The 22,765-nt window shown below is 64.4% G+C and carries 26 protein-coding genes; 8 read left to right on the forward strand and 18 right to left on the reverse strand.

What is annotated here, in order from left to right; translation table 11 throughout:
• Positions 1-220 precede the first annotated feature (220 nt).
• The 4 genes from U1R88_RS25245 to U1R88_RS25260 all read right to left on the reverse strand — a co-directional run bounded on the left by U1R88_RS25245 (position 221) and on the right by U1R88_RS25260 (position 2,223).
• Entirely contained in the window at positions 221-859 is a 639-nt protein-coding gene (locus U1R88_RS25245) for a hypothetical protein (protein ID WP_322433731.1), read from the reverse strand.
• 109 nt (positions 860-968) lie between these two features.
• Positions 969-1,229 (reverse strand): hypothetical protein, encoded by a 261-nt coding sequence (locus U1R88_RS25250; RefSeq protein WP_068284643.1) that lies wholly within the window; start codon positions 1,227-1,229, stop codon positions 969-971.
• A gap of 86 nt (positions 1,230-1,315) precedes the next feature.
• Positions 1,316-1,741 carry a TIGR02301 family protein gene (locus U1R88_RS25255; RefSeq protein ID WP_322433732.1) on the reverse strand — a complete coding sequence of 142 codons (426 nt, stop codon included), beginning with the start codon at positions 1,739-1,741 and terminating at the stop codon, positions 1,316-1,318.
• On the reverse strand, positions 1,738-2,223 hold the full coding sequence (locus tag U1R88_RS25260) for an NUDIX hydrolase (protein WP_245314604.1): 486 nt from the start codon (positions 2,221-2,223) through the stop codon (positions 1,738-1,740). Before U1R88_RS25260 ends, U1R88_RS25255 begins: the two co-directional genes overlap by 4 nt.
• On the opposite strand from U1R88_RS25260, the gene U1R88_RS25265 reads away from it, so the two are divergent.
• A complete protein-coding gene (locus U1R88_RS25265; RefSeq protein ID WP_322433733.1) occupies positions 2,222-2,851 on the forward strand; it encodes an SOS response-associated peptidase in 630 nt (209 codons plus the stop codon). The genes U1R88_RS25260 and U1R88_RS25265 overlap by 2 nt on opposite strands.
• 210 nt (positions 2,852-3,061) lie before the next feature.
• Complete coding sequence (locus U1R88_RS25270) at positions 3,062-3,391, forward strand: hypothetical protein (protein ID WP_322433734.1); 330 nt, start codon at positions 3,062-3,064, stop codon at positions 3,389-3,391.
• Between the two features lie 11 nt (positions 3,392-3,402).
• Here the strand turns inward: U1R88_RS25270 and U1R88_RS25275 are convergent, their stop codons facing one another.
• The 9 genes from U1R88_RS25275 to U1R88_RS25315 form a co-directional block, all read right to left on the reverse strand.
• Positions 3,403-4,434 (reverse strand): D-alanyl-D-alanine carboxypeptidase family protein, encoded by a 1,032-nt coding sequence (locus tag U1R88_RS25275; protein WP_322433735.1) that lies wholly within the window; start codon positions 4,432-4,434, stop codon positions 3,403-3,405.
• Positions 4,435-4,541: 107 nt separating this feature from the next.
• Positions 4,542-5,258, reverse strand: coding sequence for a 3-keto-5-aminohexanoate cleavage protein (locus tag U1R88_RS25280; protein WP_322433736.1), 717 nt, complete (start codon positions 5,256-5,258; stop codon positions 4,542-4,544).
• 14 nt (positions 5,259-5,272) lie between these two features.
• The gene (locus U1R88_RS25285; protein ID WP_322433781.1) at positions 5,273-5,869 is read right to left on the reverse strand and encodes an NAD(P)H-dependent oxidoreductase; all 597 of its coding nucleotides are present in this window, start codon (positions 5,867-5,869) and stop codon (positions 5,273-5,275) included.
• A gap of 27 nt (positions 5,870-5,896) precedes the next feature.
• Positions 5,897-7,315 (reverse strand): FAD-binding oxidoreductase, encoded by a 1,419-nt coding sequence (locus U1R88_RS25290; protein WP_322433737.1) that lies wholly within the window; start codon positions 7,313-7,315, stop codon positions 5,897-5,899.
• Between the two features lie 216 nt (positions 7,316-7,531).
• Entirely contained in the window at positions 7,532-8,050 is a 519-nt protein-coding gene (locus U1R88_RS25295) for a gluconokinase (RefSeq protein ID WP_322433738.1), read from the reverse strand.
• A 152-nt stretch (positions 8,051-8,202) separates the two neighbouring features.
• A complete protein-coding gene (locus U1R88_RS25300) occupies positions 8,203-9,429 on the reverse strand; it encodes a class I SAM-dependent RNA methyltransferase (RefSeq protein ID WP_322433739.1) in 1,227 nt (408 codons plus the stop codon).
• Between the two features lie 73 nt (positions 9,430-9,502).
• Positions 9,503-10,252 (reverse strand): TlyA family RNA methyltransferase, encoded by a 750-nt coding sequence (locus U1R88_RS25305; protein ID WP_322433740.1) that lies wholly within the window; start codon positions 10,250-10,252, stop codon positions 9,503-9,505.
• Positions 10,252-12,171, reverse strand: coding sequence for a 1-deoxy-D-xylulose-5-phosphate synthase (gene dxs, locus U1R88_RS25310; RefSeq protein WP_322433741.1), 1,920 nt, complete (start codon positions 12,169-12,171; stop codon positions 10,252-10,254). The genes U1R88_RS25305 and dxs overlap by 1 nt, the downstream gene beginning before the upstream one ends.
• Before the next feature lie 135 nt (positions 12,172-12,306).
• Complete coding sequence (locus tag U1R88_RS25315; protein WP_322433742.1) at positions 12,307-12,555, reverse strand: exodeoxyribonuclease VII small subunit; 249 nt, start codon at positions 12,553-12,555, stop codon at positions 12,307-12,309.
• 255 nt (positions 12,556-12,810) lie between these two features.
• Here U1R88_RS25315 and U1R88_RS25320 point away from each other — a divergent pair, with 255 nt between their 5' ends.
• Complete coding sequence (locus U1R88_RS25320; protein ID WP_322433743.1) at positions 12,811-14,349, forward strand: rhomboid family intramembrane serine protease; 1,539 nt, start codon at positions 12,811-12,813, stop codon at positions 14,347-14,349.
• A gap of 85 nt (positions 14,350-14,434) precedes the next feature.
• On the opposite strand, the gene U1R88_RS25325 is transcribed toward U1R88_RS25320, so the two are convergent.
• Entirely contained in the window at positions 14,435-15,760 is a 1,326-nt protein-coding gene (locus U1R88_RS25325; protein ID WP_322433744.1) for a dihydroorotase, read from the reverse strand.
• Between the two features lie 139 nt (positions 15,761-15,899).
• On the opposite strand from U1R88_RS25325, the gene ygfZ reads away from it, so the two are divergent.
• Positions 15,900-16,745: a CAF17-like 4Fe-4S cluster assembly/insertion protein YgfZ gene (gene ygfZ, locus U1R88_RS25330; protein ID WP_322433745.1), complete on the forward strand. Its 846-nt coding sequence runs from the start codon at positions 15,900-15,902 to the stop codon at positions 16,743-16,745.
• 14 nt (positions 16,746-16,759) lie between these two features.
• Here the strand turns inward: ygfZ and U1R88_RS25335 are convergent, their stop codons facing one another.
• Both U1R88_RS25335 and sigJ read right to left on the reverse strand, forming a co-directional pair.
• A complete protein-coding gene (locus U1R88_RS25335) occupies positions 16,760-17,353 on the reverse strand; it encodes a flavodoxin family protein (protein ID WP_068284673.1) in 594 nt (197 codons plus the stop codon).
• Complete coding sequence (gene sigJ, locus U1R88_RS25340) at positions 17,350-18,258, reverse strand: RNA polymerase sigma factor SigJ (RefSeq protein WP_322433746.1); 909 nt, start codon at positions 18,256-18,258, stop codon at positions 17,350-17,352. The genes U1R88_RS25335 and sigJ overlap by 4 nt, the downstream gene beginning before the upstream one ends.
• 274 nt (positions 18,259-18,532) lie before the next feature.
• On the opposite strand from sigJ, the gene U1R88_RS25345 reads away from it, so the two are divergent.
• Entirely contained in the window at positions 18,533-19,123 is a 591-nt protein-coding gene (locus U1R88_RS25345) for a hypothetical protein (RefSeq protein ID WP_322433747.1), read from the forward strand.
• On the opposite strand, the gene U1R88_RS25350 is transcribed toward U1R88_RS25345, so the two are convergent.
• The gene (locus U1R88_RS25350; RefSeq protein WP_322433748.1) at positions 19,105-20,115 is read right to left on the reverse strand and encodes an LLM class flavin-dependent oxidoreductase; all 1,011 of its coding nucleotides are present in this window, start codon (positions 20,113-20,115) and stop codon (positions 19,105-19,107) included. The genes U1R88_RS25345 and U1R88_RS25350 overlap by 19 nt on opposite strands.
• A 178-nt stretch (positions 20,116-20,293) precedes the next feature.
• Between U1R88_RS25350 and U1R88_RS25355 the strand changes: the two genes are divergently transcribed.
• The 3 genes from U1R88_RS25355 to U1R88_RS25365 are packed head-to-tail and all read left to right on the forward strand — an operon-like array spanning position 20,294 to position 22,037.
• A complete protein-coding gene (locus U1R88_RS25355) occupies positions 20,294-20,911 on the forward strand; it encodes a DNA-3-methyladenine glycosylase I (RefSeq protein ID WP_322433749.1) in 618 nt (205 codons plus the stop codon).
• Between the two features lie 2 nt (positions 20,912-20,913).
• Positions 20,914-21,522, forward strand: coding sequence for an HD family hydrolase (locus tag U1R88_RS25360; RefSeq protein WP_322433782.1), 609 nt, complete (start codon positions 20,914-20,916; stop codon positions 21,520-21,522).
• Between the two features lie 5 nt (positions 21,523-21,527).
• Complete coding sequence (locus U1R88_RS25365) at positions 21,528-22,037, forward strand: tyrosine phosphatase family protein (protein ID WP_322433750.1); 510 nt, start codon at positions 21,528-21,530, stop codon at positions 22,035-22,037.
• A 191-nt stretch (positions 22,038-22,228) separates the two neighbouring features.
• Here U1R88_RS25365 and U1R88_RS25370 read toward each other — a convergent pair whose 3' ends face one another.
• Positions 22,229-22,765 (reverse strand): hypothetical protein, encoded by a 537-nt coding sequence (locus U1R88_RS25370; protein ID WP_322433751.1) that lies wholly within the window; start codon positions 22,763-22,765, stop codon positions 22,229-22,231.

The following is a 22,765-nucleotide window of genomic DNA, read 5'->3' on the forward strand; positions in this document are numbered from 1 at the left end:
AGAGTTTACGGCTCCTGGATTGCTTCGCTTCGCTCGCAATGACGGAATTGGTGAGTCAATCTTTATGCAGGCTGATATATTCGCGAACGGGTAAATCGCGTACCCAAACGCGCGGGCAGCATGGAGGGTCGATCTCCGGATCGACCGCCTTCATCTCTGTTTCACGCGCCGTTTCAAGAATGGTCGATCTGAAGATCGCCCCTCTTCCTGCAAAGGTGAATCAATCCCCGTCCTCGAAGAACTGCCACTTGCCCTGCGGACTGATACCGAGGCGATAGAAGGAATAGACACCCTTGTCCTGCATGTCCTGGAAATCGCCGGCGGTGATCAGGCGGAACAGCTCGACCATCTGCGGGCCGGTCAGCTTGTTGAGGGGATAGCGCGCGAAATAGGGCCAGACATAGGCCTCCTGCGGCGTGCCGACATCGACATGGACATAGCCCGCCTCAAGCACGTCATCCATGATGGCGAGGATCTCCCGCCCCTTCGGATCACCGGCCAGGAGCTTCAGCGTGGCGATCGGATCGTCGCTCTCGCCGCCGGGCAGATCGGGATTGCCGCCATTGGCGGCAAAGATCGGGCGCAGTGATTCGAGTTCGCCCGTCTTGATCGCCGTCAGCAGTTTCTGCCTCAGTTCCTTCACCGGTGCCGGCAGGTCGGCGTCGCCATAGAAGACCTGGGGCGTAGCCTGGGAGGCTGCACTGTCGTCGTTTGCGGGGGTGGTAACCGTCACCGTGGGGGTCTGGGTGCTGACGGGCGGAGACGAGCCCGGCGCATTCTTGGTCGTGTCGTTGGCCGCCTGCGACGGCACGGCGCCGAGCAGGGTGGCTGCGAGAGCGGCAAGGGTTATCAGGCGCATGGGCGGCATCAATCCGGGATCAGGCGAATCACGGCATTCGCTGGGCAACAGCCTAGCCACAGCCGCGTCCGATTGCGAGCCTTCCCGGACTCTCGCCGCCCGTCACATTCTATTGATGGGTTCCCTTGACCGTGAACTCGCCATTGCGCACCCGCTCGGGCAGGCGCTCGGCAAAGCGGGCGACGGGTTCTTCTCCATAGGTCGCGACCAATTCCTTGAAGGCAGCAAAAAGAGCCGCATTGGCCACACAATCGCCGTCGATGCCATCGAGAATGGCCTCTTCCCAGGCCTGCAGCAGATAGTCGAGCGCTGCCCGCCGGGCATCGTCTGCGGCGAATTGCTGTTTCAGATGGGTAACGCGATCATACATGACAAAATCCTGCCGCAGCGATGGCTGCGGACGAACCGGACCATAGCATGCTGGTGTCCCAGGAATAGACACTTCCAAATTAATCGTTAACGGCCGTAACGCGCTTCCAGTGCCTTGATGATGCTACCGCTCTCATCGAGATAGAGGCGGATCACCGTGCCGGCGGCCTCGTTGCAGCTGCGATAGCTCTCGCTGAAACTGCGATAGCCGCGATTGAAGGCACCGGCAAAGCGTGCCTTGGCCGCCTCGTCGAAGCCCTGTGCCTCGGCGAGGGCGTTCATCTTGTCTCGCCAGGCCGGCGCATCCGCAAAGCCGCACAAGCCGCGCAGATAGTGCAAGGCCCCCATCAGTTCGGCGAGCCGCAGCAATTGCGGTTCATAGGGGGCGATCTGCGGAGCCGCCGGCGCCGGCGTTGGCTGTACCGGCTTGGGCGGCGGCGTCTGCGCGCAGGCCGCCGCCACCATCGTTCCAAACGCCAGCAGGGCGGCCAGCAGGACCTGGCGGCCGCTCACAGCATTCTCCTGGCAGCGGCAACGATATCAGCCAGTCCGTCGGTCAGCGGCAGGCCGTCGAGGGTGACGGGATCGGCCCAGCGAAAGCTCAAGGTTTCCTCGCTGAGCCGCGGCTCCCCCTGCGCCGAACGCCCCACGAAGACCGCCACCACGAAATGGCGCTGCACGCCTCCCGCTTCATCGCGGCTGATTACCTCGTGATGGCGGACGAAGCCGGTGATCTCGATCTCCAGACCGGTCTCCTCATGGACTTCCCGCCTGACCGCCGCTTCCAGGTTTTCACCCAGTTCCACCACACCGCCGGGCAGCGAGAACAGGCCCTGGCCCGGTGCTCGCGCCCGCTCGCCCAGCAACACTCTGCCGTCGCGGAAGAGAGCGATGCTGGCTGCAAGAATCGGTCTGGCGGGATAGGATCGCGGCGCTTCCGTCATGGCGCCACTATTGGCGGCGGCGCCCTGCCCCGCAACCCCTTTCGAGGTCATGACCGGCCGTTTTGCGCTCACCCATTCGCCACGAGAGGTGCGGGACTGGTTCGGCTATGTCGAGGAGCCGGATTTCCCGCCACGCGCGAATATCGCGCCGAGCCAACCTGTTGCCGTCGTGCATGCCGACTTCTCGGCCCGGCATTTCACTCTCATGCGATGGGGCTTCATCCCCGCCTTCATCAAGGATACGGCCGGCTATCCGCTACTGATCAACATCCGCTCGGAGACGGTGCAGGAGAAGCCTTCCTTCCGCAACGCCTTTGCGCGGCGACGGTGCGTGATACCGGCGGACGGCTTCTACCAATGGCAGAAGCAGGGGCGCACGAAACGACCCTATCTGCTGCGTCGGCCCGGCGGCGGCCTCATGGCCCTGGCCGCGATCTGGGAGACCTGGTCGGGCTGTGACGGCAGCGAGATCGACACGGTCGGCCTTCTTACCAGCGATGCCAGCGGCACGCTGGCGGCGCTCGGTGACCGCAGCCCGGTACTGATCGAGGCCGACGCCATGGCCTTCTGGCTCGACCCGCTGACCAAGCCTGGCGAAGCAGCCGCCCTGCTGCGGCCACCGGCCGCCGATAGTCTCGAACTAGCGCCGGACGCACCGGATCTGAAGCACGGTCTTTGAACCCCTGCCATGCCGAAGCCTGACATGACGCATGTTCAAATTCTTAGCGAAATCTTGTGAGAGAGGACGGTTTCCTGTTCGACGAGATTCGATCCCTAGAGCAATGCGCGTTCAAGTGTGAACGCCCATTTGCTCTAGCTCCTTGGTTCAACGCGTCTTTGCGATTCTTGGCGCAACCGCCAAATCGCAAAACGCTCTGAAGGAAAAACGATGATGAAGACCCTAAAGCGTTTTCCAGAGAAGTTGATAGACTTTTTGATTAAGAAAACGCGCCAAAACAATAAGTTAGAGAAAAAGTGCGCTTCGAGAAAATCGCGCCTTGCTCTATCCGCAACCCTCGCGCTTGCGGCCGCAGCGACCCTCGCCGGTTGCAGCGCCGGTGTCAGCGTCGGCAGCGCGACCTACAGCGCCGATGAGCGAGGGTCGACCTACTGCTCACGCAGCGTCGGCGCCAGCATCGAGGCTCCCGACGCGAGCGGCAGCGGCATGCATCGCCAGCGCGGCTGCGTGACACGGCCCGCCGACGGCGGCGAGGACTGAACCTCGCCGCATCATCCCCGCTTCGGTTTGGCAGAGGTCGAGGTTTTCTCGGGCTTGGCGGGGCTGGGGGTCAGCCAAGTCGTGATTGGGTGTACCTTCTTGGCGGCCTCGGCCTGCGCGAGATAGCTGGTCTGCCCAGGCAGCCCCATAGGATAAGCCGCATCGCGCATTCGCTCATAGTCACGCGTTTGCTCGCCGCATTGCTTTGCCCTCATGTCCGGAGGGCTACGCTTGGTGTCGTTGGCAAGGGCGGAGAGCGTTGTGTTGCCGGGCGAAAGCTCGCCGGAAAACGCCTGGGTCAAATACATCGCCGCCCGTTCGTTGCGTTCGCGCTCGGTTGTCGCGCCCATCACGACCACCATGACCTGCCTTCCGCCTCTTTCGGCGAGGGCGACCACATTATTGCCCGATGCGCACAGATAGCCCGTCTTCAGGCCTCTGGCACCGTCAAAGCGGGTCAGCAACTCGTTGTGGGATTCCACAGTCTTTCCGTCGATGACGACAGCCGACGTCTCGAAGAAGCGGCGATATTCGGGAAACTGCCTGTCAATGGCGATGCCAAGCAGCGCCATGTCGCGCGCCGTCGATTTTTGCCGACGATCGAACAATCCGTTCGGATTCACAAACCGGCTGCCCGTCATCCCCAATCGCCTAGCGGCGTCATTCATCGACTTGACGAACGTCTCCTCCGAGCCTGCAACCCGCTCGGCGATCGCCATGGCGACATCGTTGGTGGAGCCCGAAATCATGGCGAAAAGAGCATCCTCCAGCGTCATGGTGCTGCCGGCGTGGAGGCCAGAGTCGAGGAACTTCTGCTTCGCCGCATGCTCGGAAAGCACCACCGGCGTCTCCATCGACACACGCCCGGCGCGAATGGCCTCAAAGGTGACGAAGGCCGTCATCAGCTTGGTCGTCGAGGCCGGAAACCAGGGACGCCCTGCCTCCTCGGCATGAAGCACCTGATCATTCGCGACATCGACAACGAGGATGGGCGTCGCATCCGACGCACGCGCGGGGCTGTGCAGCGCCAAAATCAGCGCCAAGCATCCGAAACTCTTCCAAAACATCCTATCCATATCCCTTTCGGCTGCCGAACGGCCCAATCAATGAAGCGTTTCTATGACGTTCGCGTCCGATTCTTTTGCAGCATTCACTCCGAGGCACGCGCCACCGCTGTTTGCAGCAGTTCGGCATTGTCGGCAGCCCTGGTCCCATCGGGCAGATCGGCGCCGTCCTCCAGGCCGATGCGGCGGTCGAGACCCAGGCGGACGGCCTCGTCATGCATCGGCCATTGGGTCAGGTCGCTGCCGTGCAGTTGGATCGGCAGGCCGAGATTGGCATGGCGCAAGACGGCCAGGATCTCATGGGCGACATGCAAACCGGCCGCCATTTCCTGCTCCTCGATCTCGACAAGCACACGCAGGCAGCGCTCGGCGGACGGAAGCGCGACCAGGCGCAAGGCGTCGGTGACGGTGGCCAAACCCGCCTCGATGCCGATGCGGAACTGGATCATCAGCGCCATGATCTCCGGCGCATCTTCCTCGCTGAGATCGACTGAAACATAATCCGGCAGGGTCCGCCATTCGCGCATCGGCGCCTGGCGCGAGCGCCCGACCGGCGGAATCGTCCACAGGGTCGAGATGCCGACCGGCACGCCCGGCACGCTCGCGCGGATCGCTTGCAGGGCCGCGGCGACATCGGCCGGCTCCAGGCTCTGCTCGCCATTCTGTCCACGGGGATGGACATGCAGTTCCTCGGCTCCAGCTGCAATGGCCGCCTTGGCATCGCGCGCCAGTTCGGCCGGCGTACAGGGCAGTGCAGGATGGAAATCGCGGCTCCTGCTGCCGTTCAGGCAAGCTTGCAGCATCGTCCTCTTCCCGATCATACCTCCGCGGCGAGATCCCGCATCTGCAGCGCCAAGACCTTCGCATCCGCGAGCCAGCCGGCCCGATCGGCCGCAGTGCTGGTGGCGACCACGCCATAGAGCGCACGCCGGACGTGATGGACGCCACAATAGCGCAAAATACCTTCCCGCCACATGCGATCGAGCGGATCGCCGAAAACGGCCTGCTCACGGTCCAAAGGTGTATTGCCGGTGTTGAGCACCAGCGCGGCGCGCGCCCGCAGGAGGCCCTGCGGCACGTCACCCCGATCATCCCCCTTGGCAAAGCCATAGGCGGCGCCCGGCGCGAATACCCGGTCGATCCAGCCCTTCATGATCGCAGGCGGCGCGCCCCAGCAATTGGGATGGATGACCGCCATGAGATCACACGACTGCAGCTCGGCGATATGGGCCTGCACAAGGGCATCCCGGCTCGGACGGCCGCGAGCCTCCTCGACGGTCAGCAGCGGGTCGAAGCCCTCGGCGGACAGGTCGTGATAGGAGACCGCGCAGCCAGCCTCCTGCCAGGCGCTTCTTACGGTTTCGGCCAGGGCGTGATTGAAGCTCGCCGGCGCGGGATGGCCGACGACGATCATGGCCCTCACGTCAGCCTGCCCTGCGCATCAGAGTACCTTGCCGGGATTCATGATGCCCTTAGGATCGAGCGTCGCCTTGATGGCACGCATCATCTCCAGCTCCACCGGATCCTTGACCCCGGGCAGCAACTTGCGCTTGGCTTGGCCGATGCCGTGCTCGGCCGAGATGGAACCGTGGAACTCGGCGACGATGCCGTGGACGATCTCGTTGGTCTTTTCCCACTTGTCCAGGAAGGCCTGCTTGTCACCGCCCACGGGCTGCGAAACGTTGAAGTGGATGTTGCCATCGCCGAGATGGCCGAAGGGCAACGGACGTGCGCCCGGAATGAAGGCCTCCACGGCAGCGATGGCCTTGTCGAGGAAAGCCGGCACCAGCCGAATCGGCACTGACACATCATGCTTGATCGAGCCACCCTCGAAGCGCTGGCTTTCCGACAGCAATTCGCGCAGACGCCAGAAATCGGCGGCCTGTTCGAGCGAGGCGGCGATCACGGCATCGCGGGCGTAGCCCTGCTCATAGGCCGTCATCAGCATCGCCTCCAGCGCCTCGTTCACGCCGCCCTCGGCGGAGTTGGACACTTCCAGCAGCACATACCAGGGATAGTTGCCCTCGATGGGATCGCGCGCATCGGCGACGTGGCGGATGACGAAATCGATGCCGATGCGCGGCATCAGTTCGAACGCCGTCACGGTGCCGCCGCCGTTCTCCCGGGCGACGTTGAGGAGCGCCAACGCCGCGGCCGGATTGTCGACGCCGATGAAGGCCGTGCCGACGGAGCGCGGCTTGGGGAACAGCTTCAGCACCGCCGCGGTGACGATACCGAGCGTGCCCTCGGCCCCGACGAAAAGGTTCTTCAGATCATAGCCGGTGTTGTCCTTGCGCAGATGGCGCATGCCATGCCAGATCCGCCCGCCCGGCAGCACGACCTCCAGGCCCATCACCAGGTCGCGCGTATTGCCATAGGCGATCACGCCGGTGCCACCGGCATTGGTGCCGATATTGCCGCCGATGGTGCAGCTCCCCTCCGATGGCAAAGTGAGCGGGAAGAAACGCCCGGCCGCCTCCGCCGCCTCCTGCACCCGCTGCAGCGTCACGCCGGCTTCGACGTCGATGGTGTTGCTGTCGGGATCGACGGCACGAACCTTGTCCAGCCGCCTGAGTGAAACCAGCAGCTCATTGCCTTCCGCGTGCGGAACCTGGCCGCCGACCAGGCCGGTATTGCCGCCTTGCGGCACGATCGGCGTATCCGTCTCGTCGGCAAGCCTGAGGATGGCGGCGACCTCCTCGACCGTACCAGGCAGCAGCACCAGCGGCGTCTTGCCGTGATAGCGGTCGCGCCATTCCTTCAGGAAGGGCTGCTGGGCATCCGCATCGGCAATGGCGTAGCGCTCTCCGACCAGGGCGGCGAAGCGGGCAAGGAGTTCGGGAGAAAGCTGAGCGGACATGGAAGGAGTATCCTGGCTAAGGCGTTGTGCGATGGGTGAACGCAGCTGGAATCACAAAGACGCGCCAAAATGAGGAGTCAGAACGAGGCACGGTCACACTTGAACGCGCTTTATCCTAGAGCAAAGCGCGTTTATGTATAACCACTGCCTTGCTCTAACTCGTTGTTTCAACGCGTCTTTGCGATTCTGAGTGATCCCAAGAAATCGCAAAACGCTTTAGCGGGCAAGCTGGTGGAGCGCGTTGGCGACGATCGTGTCGGGTTCCGCCTCGATTGAAACACTGATCGGCGCCTCGTCGGCACCCGGTGGTTCCAGCGTGGCGAACTGGCTGGCAAGCAGGCTCGGCGGCATGAAATGATCCTTGCGCTTGGCCAACCGGGCCGCGATCACTTCGGCACTGCCTTCGAGAAAGACGAAGCGGACATCCGCATACCCATCCCGCAGGGCATTGCGATAGGCGCGCTTGAGCGCCGAGCAGGCAACCACGCCATGCTGCCCCACCCCTCTCAGCTCGGCGATCCAGGCGGCGATGGCCGCGAGCCAGGGCCAGCGGTCCTCGTCCGTCAGCGGAATGCCTGCATGCATCTTGGCGACATTGGCCGGCGGATGAAAGGAATCACCATCGCGGAAGGTCCAGCCAAGTCGCAACCCAAGCCGCTCGCCGATGCTGCTCTTGCCGGCACCGGAAACGCCCATGACGATGAGGGCAGTGGGAAGAGGCGAGACTAAAGTCATGGCATTTCATCCGCAGGCGATTGAAGCACTCCCTTGGTAAGGGAGAGGCCAAGGGAAACGCAAGGGATGACAGGCGGTATGTGGTGTGCCGGTCTTCAGACCGGCATGTCCTCGACCGTTCGAAAAATGCCGGTCTGAAGACCGGCACACCTTCATCTTCGCTCGAACACGCCGACCAGTTCGACATGCCCCGAGTGACGGAACTGATCGACCGGCGTCACCTTGGCGAGCCGATAGCCGCCGGCAATCAAAAGCGCGGCATCGCGGGCGAAGGTCGTCGGGTTGCAGGAGACCCCCACGATACGACGCAGCTTGGCGGCGGCAAGGCGCTTGGCCTGCGCCTCCGCACCGGCGCGCGGCGGATCGAAGACCACGGCATCGAAGGGCTTGAGTTCCTCGGCCAGCAAGGGACGATGGAAGAGATCGCGCACGGTGGCGCTGACAGGCTTCAGGCCCTGGGCCCGCCGGGCGGCACGGTCGAGAGCCCCGATGGCCGGCTTGTCCGAATCGAAGGCCTGCACGTGCATGGCATCCGCCAGCGCCAGGGCGAAGGTGCCGCAGCCGGAGAAGAGATCGGCGATGCGCTTGGCGCCGGACAAGCCCTCGCGCACCAGGCTCGTCAGAGCGATGTCCGCCTCGGCCGTAGCCTGCAGAAAGGCACCCGGCGGTGGTGAAACCTCCACGGCCCCGAACCGCACCACCGGCGCCCGGCGCTCGATCACCACGTCGCCATGGTTGGAAAGCCGGGCTAGATCGAACTGCTGGGCGAGGTCGCCGAGCCTCAAACGCATCTTGTCGTCGATGCGTCCGGCGCCACGAATGTCGCAGTCGAGGCCGGTGATCGTGGCTGACAGCACCAGATCGAGCGGCTTGCCGAGACCGCGCAATTGCTTCTCCAGCGCACGCGCCGCCTCCAGGCCGCGATTCAGTTCCGGCACCAGGATCGGGCAGGCGTCGAGTTCGACGATCGCATGCGAGCGGGCCTCGGCAAAGCCGACCTTGCCCTTGCGGGCATGCAGGGTTGCCCGGCGCCGACCTCGGCCATGGGCATTGACGAGCGGCTCGACCGGCACCTCGATGCCAGCCTGCCTCAGCGCCTCGACCGCCAGGCCACGCTTCCAGGCCTGATAGGTGGAAAGCGACAAATGCTGGATGGCGCAGCCGCCACAATGGCTGAAATGGGGGCAGAAGGGGTCGATCCGATCCGGGCTCGGTTCTTGCAAGGCGATCAGCCGCCCCCGCTCCCCGGCCACCTCGGCCAGGACCGTCTCGCCCGGCAAGGCATAGGGCACGAAGACCGGGCCCGGCGCAATGCCGTCACCACGATGCCCCAGCCTTTCGATCTTGAGTTCCAGCGATGTCTCAACGTGCTGATTCACGATCTCAACTTCATCAAGCGACACCTGAAAGAGATGAATCAAAATCTCAATCCAGGCGCGCAAGCCCCCTGATTCAATCCATGAGCTCGGCTACACTAACCCTATGGGCAGACAGCAGAAACTCCTTATTGCCATCCCCGCCTTCGATGGGAGACGGCACGACCCCATTCACCTTCCAGCCAAGCGACGAGACGAGGCCGGCGATACGCTCGCAGACCTCGACATGCACGGCCTCGTCCTTGACCACGCCACCCTTGCCGACCCGTTCGCGACCTGCCTCGAACTGCGGCTTGACCAGAACGGCGAGATCCGCGCCCGGTGCGGCAAGTGCGAGAGCCGCCGGCAGCACCAGCGCCAGTGAGATGAAACTGACATCGGCAACGACGAGATCGATCGGGTCAGGCACCAGGCTGCGGTCGAGCTTGCGCGCATCCTGCCCTTCGAGCGAGATCAGCCTGTCATTCCCGCGCAGGCTGGCATGAAGCTGATCGTGACCGACATCGACGGCATAGACCCGTACCACCCCGCGCCGCAGCAACACGTCACTGAAGCCCCCGGTGGAAGCCCCGATATCGAGCGCCACGCGCCCCTCCACCGGCACCGAGAATGTATCGAGCGCATGTTCGAGCTTGAGCCCGCCGCGCGACACGAAGGGAAAGGCCGGCTGCGCCTCGATCGCGGCTTCTGCTTCAAGGCTTTCCGACGCCTTGCGCACGGGCTTGCCATTGGCCGTCACAAGGCCGGCGGAGATCGCCGCCTGTGCCTTGGCGCGGCTGTCGAAATGACCGCGCTCGACCAGCAGCACGTCCGCACGCTTGCGCATCAGGCCCGCTTGGCGCCGGTCACGACATCGCGCCCGAGCACCGACAGAACCTTGGTGACGATGCCGGCGGCATCGAGCCCGGCCTGGGCATACATCGCCTCCGGCTTGTCCTGGTCGAGGAAGATGTCGGGCAGCACCAGGGAGCGGAATTTCAGGCCGTTGTCGAAAGTGCCCGCCTCGGCGAGGCACTGGGCCACGAAACTGCCGAAGCCTCCTACGGAGCCTTCCTCGACGGTCAGCAGCACCTCGTGCTCGCGAGCGAGCCTGAGGACCAGTTCCTCGTCGAGCGGCTTGGCAAAGCGGGCATCCGCAACGGTCGCCGACAGGCCGAGCGCCGCCAGGTCCTCGGCAGCCTTCAGGCACTCGGCCAGGCGCGTGCCGAAGGAGAGCAAGGCGATGTTGCTGCCCTCGCGCAGGACGCGTCCCTTGCCGATCGGCAGGGGCACGCCAGCTTCGGGCATCTCGACGCCGACCCCCTCGCCGCGCGGGTAGCGGAAGGCGATCGGACCGCCGTCATAGGCGGCCGCGGTTGCGACCATATGCACCAGCTCGGCTTCGTCGGCGGCCGCCATCACCACCATGTTGGGCAGGCAGCCGAGAAAGGCGACGTCGAAGGAACCGGCGTGGGTGGCGCCATCCGCCCCGACGAGACCGGCTCGATCGATCGGGAAGCGCACGGGCAGGTTCTGGATGGCAACGTCGTGGACGACCTGATCGTAGCCGCGCTGCAAGAAGGTCGAATAGATGGCGCAGAACGGCTTGTAGCCTTCACTCGCCAAGCCCGCCGCGAAGGTGACGGCATGCTGCTCGGCGATGCCGACATCGTAAAGCCGTTGCGGGAAGGCCTGCTCGAACAGGTCCAGCCCGGTGCCGGACGGCATGGCCGCCGTGATCGCCACCACCTTGTCGTCCTTGCGGGCTTCCTTGATCAGGCTTTCGGCGAAGATGCGGGTATAGGAAGGCGCATTGGCCTTGGCCTTCACCTGCGCGCCGGTGATGACATCGAACTTCACCACGCCGTGATATTTATCGGGCGCGTTCTCGGCCGGGCCGTAGCCCTTGCCCTTCTGGGTGACGACATGGATGAGCACAGGCCCATCGGCCTGGTCACGCACATTCTTGAGCACCGGCAGGAGGTGGTCGAGATTATGCCCGTCGATCGGGCCGATATAGTAGAAACCGAGCTCCTCGAACAGCGTGCCGCCGGTCCAGAAACCGCGGGCATATTCCTCGGTTCGCTTGGCCTTGTCGTAGAAGAATTTCGGCAGCTTCTTGGCCAGCATCTTGCCGAAATCGCGCAAATTCTTGTAGGTGCCGCCGGAAACCAGCCGGGCCAGATAGGCCGACATCGCGCCCACGGGCGGAGCGATCGACATGTCGTTGTCGTTGAGGATGACGACGAGGCGCGAGCCGAGAGCCCCGGCATTGTTCATCGCCTCATAGGCCATGCCGGCCGACATCGAGCCGTCGCCGATCACGCAGATCACGTTGTTGTCGCGGCCGTCGAGATCGCGCGCCGCCGCCATGCCGAGGCCGGCCGAGATCGAGGTCGAGGAATGCGCGGCGCCGAATGGGTCGTATTCGCTCTCGCTCCGCTTGGTGAAACCGCTGAGGCCATCCGGCTGGCGCAGGGTGCGGATGCGGTCGCGCCGCCCGGTGAGGATCTTGTGCGGATAGGCCTGGTGGCCGACATCCCAGATCAGCCGATCGTCCGGGGTATTGAACACCGCATGAATGGCCACGGTGAGCTCGACCACGCCGAGGCCGGCACCGAGATGGCCGCCCGTCACCGAAACGGCGTCAATGGTCTCCCGCCGCAGTTCGTCGGCCACCTGCTGGAGCTTGTCCTCGGGCAGGCGGCGCAGATCGGCCGGCAGATGGATAGTGTCGAGCAGCGGGGTTGCGGAGGTGTTTGCCAAATTGTTCACCCGGGGAGACTAGAGCAAAGCACGCATAAGTGGAAACATCATTTTGCTCTAACTCTTTGTTCCGACGCGCCTTTGTGATGACGGCCGTTCTGGTGGAGCGCTGGGCGCCTTCGAGGCTGTCGAATATCAGGCTTCAGGGAGAGGCTCGAGCCCGGCGGGCTTGCCCTCGGCATCGAGCCGGATCTTGTCGACCTTGGCCTCCGCGACCTTCAAAAGCTTGTCGCAATGAGCCTTGAGCTGCTCGCCACGCGCGAACAGCGTGATCGATTCCTCCAGCGGCACATTGCCGCCTTCGAGGCTGCGCACGATTTGCTCGAGCTCGGCAAGCGCCTTCTCGAAGCTGAGCGTTGCGATGTCGGACGGCTTGTCGGCCATTATCAACCTGTCAGATCTCGAGAGCAAAACGCGTCTAGATGGAAACGCTTGTTTGCTCTAACTCTTTGGTTCGACGCGTCTTTGCGATTCTGGGCGACTCCGCCAAATCGCAAAACGCTCTCGATTTCCCCCTCTATAGCGCCGAACCTTGCCGCATTGAAAGAAAAAGCCATGCAAGCCGCATGACCCAACCGTGCATAAGGCGCGGGAAAGCGACAGGTTGCGGCTCAGGCGCGCTTCCGGCAAAAGCGGCCCATGGATTTGCAGACCTTCCTCGCGCTCTCCGCCGGTTCCCTGTCCGCCGTGGCCATCGCCCAGGTGTTCGTCACCCGGACCTACCGCTTTCCAGGCATCGCGATCTATCTTATGGGGCACGCGGTCGTGATCGCCGTCGCAGTCGCCGGATACAGGTTTCTGCCTGACTATTACGGTTTCCTGGCGGCTCTCGCCTTGCTGGCGATCATTGCGCCGGGACCCTTGCTGAACCGGGCCAATCGCGAATTGCTGGCCGGCCGCAACGAACGCGCCGCCCTGCTCGCCCGCCTGGCCAGCCTTGTCCAGCCCACCAGCCAAATCCGCTTCACGGCCAATCTGTTCAAGGCTCTTTCCGAATCGACGCGCGAGGAACGGATCGGGGCCCTCGAAGCGCTGCGCCAGACCGGCAAGCCGGATCAGGAAGTGATCCTCGACCTGCAATTGCTGCGGCAGCGCCAGAACTGGCAGGGCATCGTCGAATACCTTGCCCGAAACCCCGTGCCGGCAGGCGCAGATGCGGTCGCCTTCCCGATTCGGGCCCTCGGGGAGACCGGCCAGCTGGAAGCCATGGTGGCGACAGCCATGCGTTATCGCGGCCTGCTGGGCGCCGGGCAATTGTCGACCCTGATGCTCCTCGCCTTCTGCGGACGCGTCCAGGCCACGGATTCGATGCTGGCCTCGTTCCATGCCATGCCGGTCTCCGTGAAGGCCTTCTGGCAGGCGACCGCCCTCCAGGCGGCGGCACGGGGCGAACTCGCCGAGCCCCTGCTGCGCGGCTTCGCCTCCGCCTCGCTGACACCCGCCCAGCATGAGGCGTTGATCGCTCGCCTGGACAAGCCGGCGAGCCAGGCCGAAGGCCAACTCTCGCCGCAGGCGACCGCCTTCCTCGACGATTTGGAGATGCATATCCGGCGCAACGCCCCCTTGCGCCGAACGGGCTGGCGCGCCGCCCCGGTGACCTATCTGCTGATCTTGGCCAATTGTGCCTTCTTCGGCGTCGAGCTGTGGCATGGCGACACCACCGATGCCGAAAACCTGTTCCGGCTCGGAGGGTTATGGCCCGACGCGGTGGTCCGGGATCATGAATGGTGGCGCCTGCTCAGCGCCATGTTCCTGCATGCCGGCCCCGAACATCTGATCAGCAACATGATCGGGCTCTTCCTGCTCGGCCGCATGGTCGAGGCGACGGTCGGAAGCCTGCGCATGGGCCTCGTCTATCTGATCGGCGGCCTGGTCTCCATGGCCGGGGTGCTCGCCCTCACCGAAGCCGGCCTGACCCAGCCCGATGTCCTGGTCGGGGCTTCCGGCGCCATCTTCGCCCTGATCGGGGCCATCGCCCTGCGTCGCCTCTCCGACTTCCTGGCGACGCGCCATATCGCCGACCGGCACAATCTCAGCCTGATCGTCATCGTGCTGCTGATCCAGGCGGCGATCGACCTTTCACTGCCTCAGATCAGTTTCACCGCGCACGGCATCGGCTTCATCGCCGGCATTGCCCTGGCCTGGATCTTTGGCACGGCGCACGCCAGCAGGCGGTAGAATGGAGCGCGGACATCCTGTCCACTCCTGGAACTGCTGCGCCTGGATGAGAGAAAGAGCGGATTGGAAGTCCGCGCTCCCAGTCTCACGCCGTCCAGAAGCGTGCGGCCTCGCCACGCGAATGTTCGTCCAGCGAGCCCTCCCACATCACCCTCGCGCCGCGCACGATGGTGCCGACCGGCCAGCCGGTGACCTCGACGCCGTCATAGGGCGTCCAGCCGCATTTGGAGGCGATCCACTCGTTGCGGATGGTTTCCTTGCGCTTGAGGTCGACGATGGTGAGGTCGGCGTCATAGCCCACCGCGATGCGGCCCTTGCCGGCCATGCCGAAGATCCGGCACGGGCCATGGCTGGTCAGGTCGACGAAACGCTCCAGCGACAGCCGGCCCTGGTTCACGTGGTCGAGCATCACCGGCACCAGCGTCTGCACGCCGGTCATGCCGGAGGGCGAATCGGGATAGGACTTGGCCTTTTCCTCCAGCGTATGGGGCGCATGGTCCGAGCCGAGCACGTCGACGATGCCTTGGCGGATGCCCTGCCAGATGCCGTCGCGATGGCCGGCGTCGCGCACCGGCGGGTTCATCTGCACCAGCGTGCCCAGCTTCTCATAGGCCTCCGGGCCGGCCAAAGTGAGATGGTGGGGCGTGGCCTCGCAGGTCACCAGGCGCTTATGCGCGCCGAGGAAAGGAATCTCGTCCGCCGTCGAGATATGCAGGACATGGATGGGCGCGCCGGTCTCCTCGGCGATGGCGACGAGCCGCCGCGTGCAGTTGAGCGCGGCCTCGACATCGCGCCAGACCGGATGGGAGGAGGCATCCCCCTCGACGCGCAGGTCACGCCTCTCGCGCAGGCGATATTCGTCCTCCGAATGGAAGGCGGCGCGCCGGCGCGTACGCTTGAGGATCTCGCGCACGCCCTCGTCGTCCTCGACCAGGAGCGAACCGGTGGAAGAGCCCATGAACACCTTGATGCCGGCTGCGCCCGGCAGGCGCTCCAGTTCCGCAACGTCAGGGGCATTCTCACGGGTGCCGCCAACCCAGAAGGCGAAGTCGCAATGCATGCGATGCGTGCCGCGGCGGACCTTGTCGGCCAAAGCCTCCGGCGAGGTGGTGAGCGGATCGGTGTTCGGCATTTCGAACACGGCGGTGACGCCGCCCATCACCGCCGCCCGCGAACCTGATTCGAGGTCTTCCTTGTGCGTCGGCCCCGGCTCACGGAAATGCACCTGGCTGTCGATCACGCCCGGCAGGATGGTGAGTCCCGTGCAATCGATCACCTCGCCGGCGCTGGCCTGCGACAGATCGCCCAGCGCCGCTATGCGCCCGTCCTTCACCCCGACGTCGCCGCCATGCCGGCCGTCCTGGTTGACGATTTCGCCATTGCGGAAGATGCGGTCGAAGGTCTGGTGCATGGCGCTCTCCTCGATGACGAAGCTGAAACCCTGCGCTTTTCTCCCAGAGAGCGCCAGCTTTCAACCGCCAATCCGTCGCCTCTTCACGCCGCGCACAGGGATTGCCATATAGGAGAGGCTGAAACGGGACTGCCTTGCCATGATCTATCTGCCCGACCGCGCCGTGCTACGCCTCAGCGGAGAGGATGCGCGATCCTGGTTCGCCAATCTCGTCACCTGCGACATCGCCCATCTCGAGCCCGGCCAGGGACGATGGGGAGCCTTGCTCACGCCGCAGGGCAAGATCTTGTTCGATTTCCTGGCGACGATCGGCCAGGACGGGCTCTATCTCGATACGGATGCCGCGCTGGCGGCGGACTTTGCCAAGCGGCTCGGTTTCTATCGGCTGCGCGCCAAGGTCTCGGTCGAGATCCTGTCACCGGCCTGGAGCGTCTACGCCGCCTTGCCTCCCGAAAGTGTCGATATCGAAGGCGCACTCGCCTTCCCGGATCCCAGGCGCCTCGAACTCGGGCTCCGTATCCTCGCGCCTGTCGCCGCCATGGCGGGCGATACGGCCTCTGCCTATCACCACCGCCGCATCGAGCTCGGCATTCCTGAAGGCGGCAAGGATTTTCGTTTCGGCGATGCCTTTCCCCATGAAGTGCTGATGGACATGCTCGCCGGGGTCGACTTCAAGAAGGGCTGCTTCGTTGGCCAGGAAGTCGTCAGCCGCATGCAGCATCGCGGTACCGCGCGCACCCGCATCGTACCGGTAACGGCCAGCGCCCCGCTGCCGGCCGCCGGCACCGAAATCCGCATCGGCGACCGGCCTGCAGGCACGCTCGGCTCCTCAACCGGCATCAGAGGGCTGGCTCTGCTTCGGCTCGACCGGGTGGAAGAGGGGCTGGCTGCCGGTGAAGCCCTGGCGGCCGAGGGCCTTGCCCTGGCGCTCGACAAGCCATCCTGGTGGATCGGGCCGAGCGAGGCGCACAAGGCGACGGCCTGAGCCTGGCACCCGCCTCAACCGGGATTGCAACCCCGCACGAATTGCAGGGTCGTCTCGGCAACGCGCCGGCCAAGATGCCGTGCGGTGGCGAGGTCCGCTTCGGGCGGTGCCACCTCCGGCCCCTCATCGGTGTTGGACTGGGCGGCAGCGCCGAGGAAGAAGCCGAACCGATTGAGGTCGCTTTCCCTGCCCGTCGAGGAGCAGTTGCCCGGCGGCAGGGCCAGATTGACCCAATGCATGCCGTGCTGGGCGGCAAACAGGGCCATCTGCATCAGGGTTGCGAGCTTGTCGCCCGACCGTGAGCCCGAATTGGTGAAACCCGCCGCGATCTTGTTCTTCCAGCCGAGGCCTTTCGACATCACCGCATTCGAACTGGCTTCCTGAAAGGCCTTGAACACGGCGGATGGCCCGCCGACATAGGTGGGCGCCCCGAAGATGATCGCCTCGACCAATGCCAGCCTGTGCCAATGCTCCGGCGCTTCCTGCGCCGTCAGCAGCAGCGTGGTGACGTCGGGCAGCTGTGTCGCCCCCTGTTCGACGGCGAGCGCCTGGCGGGCGGTATGGCCGTAGCCGCTGTGATAGACGATGGCAATGGTGGCTTTTGTCACTGGCGGGTCCCTTTCGATGCAGGCCGGATCTGGTTCGCGGCGGTGCGGTCGATCACGAGGTGACCGAGTTTTTCCGGATTGCGACAGACATAGACCGCAGCAATCCGATCTCCCCGGACATCCAAGGCCGTGGTCTGGAGTTCGCATCCCCGTTCGAGCGTGACGAACCCCGGCAAGCCATTGACACTGGCATAGCGCAGGAGTTGCGACATCTGGGCGGAGAACAGCCTTGCCAAGGCAGCCATCAGCTTCAATGCGGCTTCGATGCCCATGATCGGGTGCGGAGGAGCGGCAACCTTGCCGCCTCCATCCGCCTGGATCATCACATCCCGAGCGAGCAGGGCTCGAAGCCCGTCGATGTCGCCGGTGCGCGAGGCGGTGAAGAAAGCGGCAGCAATTTCCTGCCCCCTGGTACCCTGCGGAGGAAGCCGAGGCCTTTCCGCCCGGATACGAAGGCGGGCTCGCCGCGCCATCTGCCGGCAGGCCGCGGCATCCCGGCCGATCGTCAGCGCAATCTCGTCAAAGGCGACCCCAAAGACGTCATGCAGCAGGAATGCGGCTCGCTCGGATGGGGACAAGCGTTCCAGCACCAGCAGAAGCGGCAAGATGATGTCCTCAGAGGGCTCCTCCTGGAGCAGGGGCTCCGGCAGCCAGGAGCCGACATAGGCCTCCCGCCGTGCCCGCGCCGATTTCAGCTCGTCCAGGCACAGGCGGGTCACCACCTGCCTGAGATACGCTTCAGGCTCCCGGACGAGGCTGCGATCAGCCTGCAGCCAGCGAATGAACGCGTCCTGGAGGACATCCTCGGCATCCGCGATCGAACCGAGCATCTTGTAGGCCAGGCCCTTGAGACGAGGCCGGAATGCGTTGAACAGGTCGGTGTCCTGAATGGGCAGGTCGAGCACACCATCCTCTCCCGTTTGATCATCCTGCCCTCAAGACGAGATGGCGACCCAGGAATGTGACTCCCGCCCAAACTAAATCTCGGCCGGCACCGTATTCCCACGCCGCCAGGCGGTCTTCCCCAACCCCCTGCTCTGCCCGTCTTGCTCCCATGGTGATTCCGGGCAATGCTGAGAAAGTAGTTTCATACCCGCCCGAGCGCGGGACTCTTCGTGAGTATGCCGGGCGTCGTGGTTGCAATGGCATGCTGCCGCCCTCAAGCGCGAGGATGCCTCCGTGAACCAGCCCCACGCCTTCGACCCCACCGTCCTCAGCCATGTCCGCACGGTGATCAGCATCATCGTCGGTCTCAGCATGGGGCGACTGCTCACCGGCCTTGCCCGCTTCGTCCAGCATCCGCGCCAGCACAAGATCTATAGCGTCCACCTGGCGTGGACCTTCTTCATGCTGCTGCACGTCATCTCGTTCTGGTGGTGGGAATTCCATCTGGTCAATGTGCAGTGGACCTTCCCGCTCTATGGCTTCGTCGCCTTCTATGCGAGCGTGTTCTTCTTCATGTGCACGATGCTCTTTCCGGACACCATGTATGAATACAAGGGTTTCGAGGACTATTTCATGTCGCGCCGGAAATGGTTCTTCGGCATCCTGATCGGCACCTTCTTTCTCGACATCATCGACACCCTCATCAAGGGCGGCGACTATGTCCAATCGCTCGGCCCGGAATATTGGGTGCGCATCGCCTTCTTCGTCGTCACCAGTGCGGCTGCGATCATCGTCTCGAACCAGCGCTTCCAGCTCGCCTTCGCCATCATCGCGCTGGTCGCCGAGATCGGCTGGGCCCTCGGCCTCTACGACACGCTGACCTGAGCCGGCGCGGCGATCAGCTGCTCGGCAAGGATCTCATAGGAACGCTTGGTCTTCTCATGGTCGAAGATCATGTTGGTGGCGATGATCTCGTCGGCGCCGGTGCGCTCGACGAATGCCTCGATGCCCGCCTTGACGGTCGCCGGCGAGCCCACCACCGAGGCATGGTTCATATGCTGCAGCGTCGCCCGGCCGATGGCATCGAGGGTCTCCTCGTAATTCTCGACCGGCGGCTGGATCAGGCCCGGCCGCCCGGTGCGCAGGCTGACGAAGGCCTGCAGCCGCGAACTCTGGAGGAAGTGAGCCTCCTCGTCGGTGTCGGCGGCGACCACGTTCATGCCCAGCATGACATAAGGCTTGTCGAGATATTCGGAGGGCTCGAAGCGGCCGCGATAGATGGCGATCGCCCCTTCGAGATCGGCCGCCGCAAAATGCGAAGCGAACGCGAAAGGCAGGCCGAGCATGGCGGCGAGTTGCGCTCCGAACAGGCTGGAGCCGAGGATCCAGACCGGCACCTCAAGCCCCGCCCCCGGAACGGCCTGCACACGCTGGTCAGTGCTTGCCGGCTTGAAATAGTTCATCAGTTCGATGACGTCCCGCGGAAAGGCATCGATCTCGGCGTTGAGATTGCGGCGTAGCGCCTGCGCGGTGATCTGGTCGGTGCCCGGAGCCCTGCCCACCCCGAGATCGATGCGCCCGGGATGCAGGGCCGCCAGCGTGCCGAAGGCCTCGGCCACCATCAACGGCGCATGGTTGGGCAGCATGATGCCGCCGGCTCCCAGGCGGATTGTGGATGTGCCGGAGGCGACATGGGCAAGCGCCACTGCCGTGGCGGCGCTGGCAATGCCCGGCATGTTGTGATGCTCGGCCAGCCACAGCCTGTTATAGCCGAGCCGCTCGACATGGCGCGCGAGGTCCCGCGAATTGTGGAGAGCCTGTCCGGCATTGCTGCCAACAGCGATGGGCGAAAGGTCGAGGACTGAAATCGGGATCATGAAAAGGGCACGACAAAATTCGATGACGATCGAACTAATATAGGGGCCTTTGCCGCCCTGGCAAGGAAGGGCTCGGAGAGCCCTCTCTCCTTGTGGGAGAAGGCATTTCACCCCCGGCTCGATCACGAAATGTTCTTCCCTCTTCCCGAGTCGGCTTTCGCCATGGCAAGAAGGCGGCATGGAACGCACAGTCATTCTGCACGACGACGGCAAGTACCGTTGTCCCTGGCCGGGGCTGGACCCCTTCTACATCGCCTATCACGACGAGGAATGGGGGGTGCCGGAATATGACGGCCGCGCCCTCTATGAAAAGCTCATCCTCGACGGCTTCCAGGCGGGACTGTCCTGGATCACCATCCTGCGCAAGCGCGAGCATTTCCGCAAGGTATTCGACGATTTCGAACCGGCCAAGATCGCGCTTTACGGGCCGGACAAGGTCGAGGCCCTGATGGCCGATCCCGGTATCGTGCGCAACCGCGCCAAGGTGGAAGGCACCATCATCGGTGCCCGGCTCTGGCTGGAAATCGAGGAACACCAGGGCTTCTCCCGCTATCTATGGGATTTCCTCGACGGGCGCCCCCTGCAGAACACGCCGCGCGCCCATGGCGACGTCCCCGCGGAGACGGCGCTGTCGCAGAAGATCTCCAAGGACCTGAAGGCGCGGGGTTTCAAATTCGTCGGACCGACCATCGTCTACGCCTTCATGCAGGCGGTCGGCATGGTCAACGATCACCTCGTCGACTGCTTCCGCCATGCCGAATGCGCCGAGCTCGGCAAGGCGGGACATCCGGGGTGACCATGGCACGCATGAAGAAAGCCGCTCCTCACCGGGCCTGGCAACGCATGCTGTCGGGGCGACGGCTCGATTTACTCGACCCCTCCCCGCTCGACATAGAGATCGAGGATATCGCCCATGGCCTGGCCCGGGTCGCGCGCTGGAACGGCCAGACCCGCGGCGACGCCATCTTCTCGGTGGCCCAGCACAGCGTACTCGTGCTCGACGTGCTCGATGCGATGGAGCCTGCCCAGCCCGATACCGTGCGATTGATGGTGCTGCTGCACGATGCCCCCGAATATGTCATCGGCGACATGATCTCACCCTTCAAGGCGGTAATCGGCGAAAGCTATAAAAGCGTGGAGGCCCGCCTGCTCGGTGCCATCCATCTGCGCTTCGGCCTGCCGGCCGTTCCTCCGCCGGCGATCAAGGCGTTGACCAAGAAGGCCGACACCGTGGCAGCCTTCCTCGAAGCGACGCAGCTTGCCGGCTTCGGCATCGAGGAATCCTGCCGTATCTTCGGCGATCCACACCCCCTGCCCCGGCCGATGGACCAGGCACGGCTGGTGCCCCTGCCAGCAGCCGAGGCCCAGCAGGCCTTTCTCGACCGTTTCGCCCAGCTCTTCCGGTAACCGCCATGCAAATCAATGTCTGTTCGCTCTCCCGCCTCGAAGCCACCGTCGCCACCACGGGCGCCCGCCAGATCCTGACCCTGATCAATGCCGGCACCAAGGTGATCCGGCCTGATACGGTCGAGGAAGACCGCCACCTTTTCCTGAGCATGAATGATATCGTCGAGCTCGCGGAAGAAGGGCAGATCCTGCCTGGCGAGGACCATCTTTCCCAGCTACTCGCCTTTGCCCGGGCCTGGGACCAAGCGACGCCGCTGGTGGTGCATTGCTATGCCGGGGTCAGCCGTTCGACGGCAGCGGCCTTCACGGTCGCCTGCGCCCTCAACCCGACGCTCGACGAGCATGCGCTGGCGCAGACCATCCGCCGGCTGTCGCCGACGGCTACCCCCAACCGCCGCATCGTGGCCCTGGCGGATGTGCGGCTCGGCCGCAATGGCCGCATGCTGGCCGCCATCGACGCCATCGGCCGCGGCGAAGATTGCTTCGAAGGCGTGCCTTTCGCTTTGCAGTTGTAGGGCGTATCGACAGGAAAGCGCCGCTCGGCAGCCCGCCAAAAAAGAGGCCCGGCGTCGAGCCAGGCCAAAGGAAGGTCAAACATCGCAATGCCGTCGAGGAACGGACAGCTCGATAGCGGCGACCATGGCGCAGGCCGATGACGGCCCGATGACACGGAATGTGCGGCCTCCGCGACGGAGTGCCTCTGCCTTCAGGTTTCGCGCGGCCGGCTTGCCGGGGCCGCATAAGGCGAGCCGCCCACATCGGCATAGAGCTCGCGATTGCGCCGCCAATCAGGGTGGTAGTTGCGCAGCATGAAGATGCGGAAGCGTTCGGCGGCCGAAGCTCGCGCTTGGGGCGTGGCATACCCCGCATCCTCGGCGGCCAGCGCTTCCAAAGCGCCGAGATCATCGGCGGCGATGCGCAGGCGCAGCAGCGAGAACTCACCGCTGACATCGCTTTCATGGCCGAACGCCCAATCCACGCCAGCGCCCTGCAGCCGCCGGACGGCCGTAACGAAGGCGGGATCGGCCATCCAGGCCGCGCGCCTTGCCTCATGCGCGGCCTCAAACCGGGCGACCTCTCCGGACGGCGGGTTGCCCTGCGTCCGGTCGAGCCAGATGTCGTCGACCAGCCTGCCATGGTTTTGTGGCTGTCGGTCGAGCCGGTTCGCGGCAAAGTTCAACAGGACGATTTCCGGCCTGAGACGCTGCAGGACGCTGTCGGGACAGGGCTCGATTTCAGCCAT

It is taken from the genome of Labrys sedimenti, assembly GCF_034424805.1.
GTDB lineage: Bacteria > Pseudomonadota > Alphaproteobacteria > Rhizobiales > Labraceae > Labrys > Labrys sedimenti.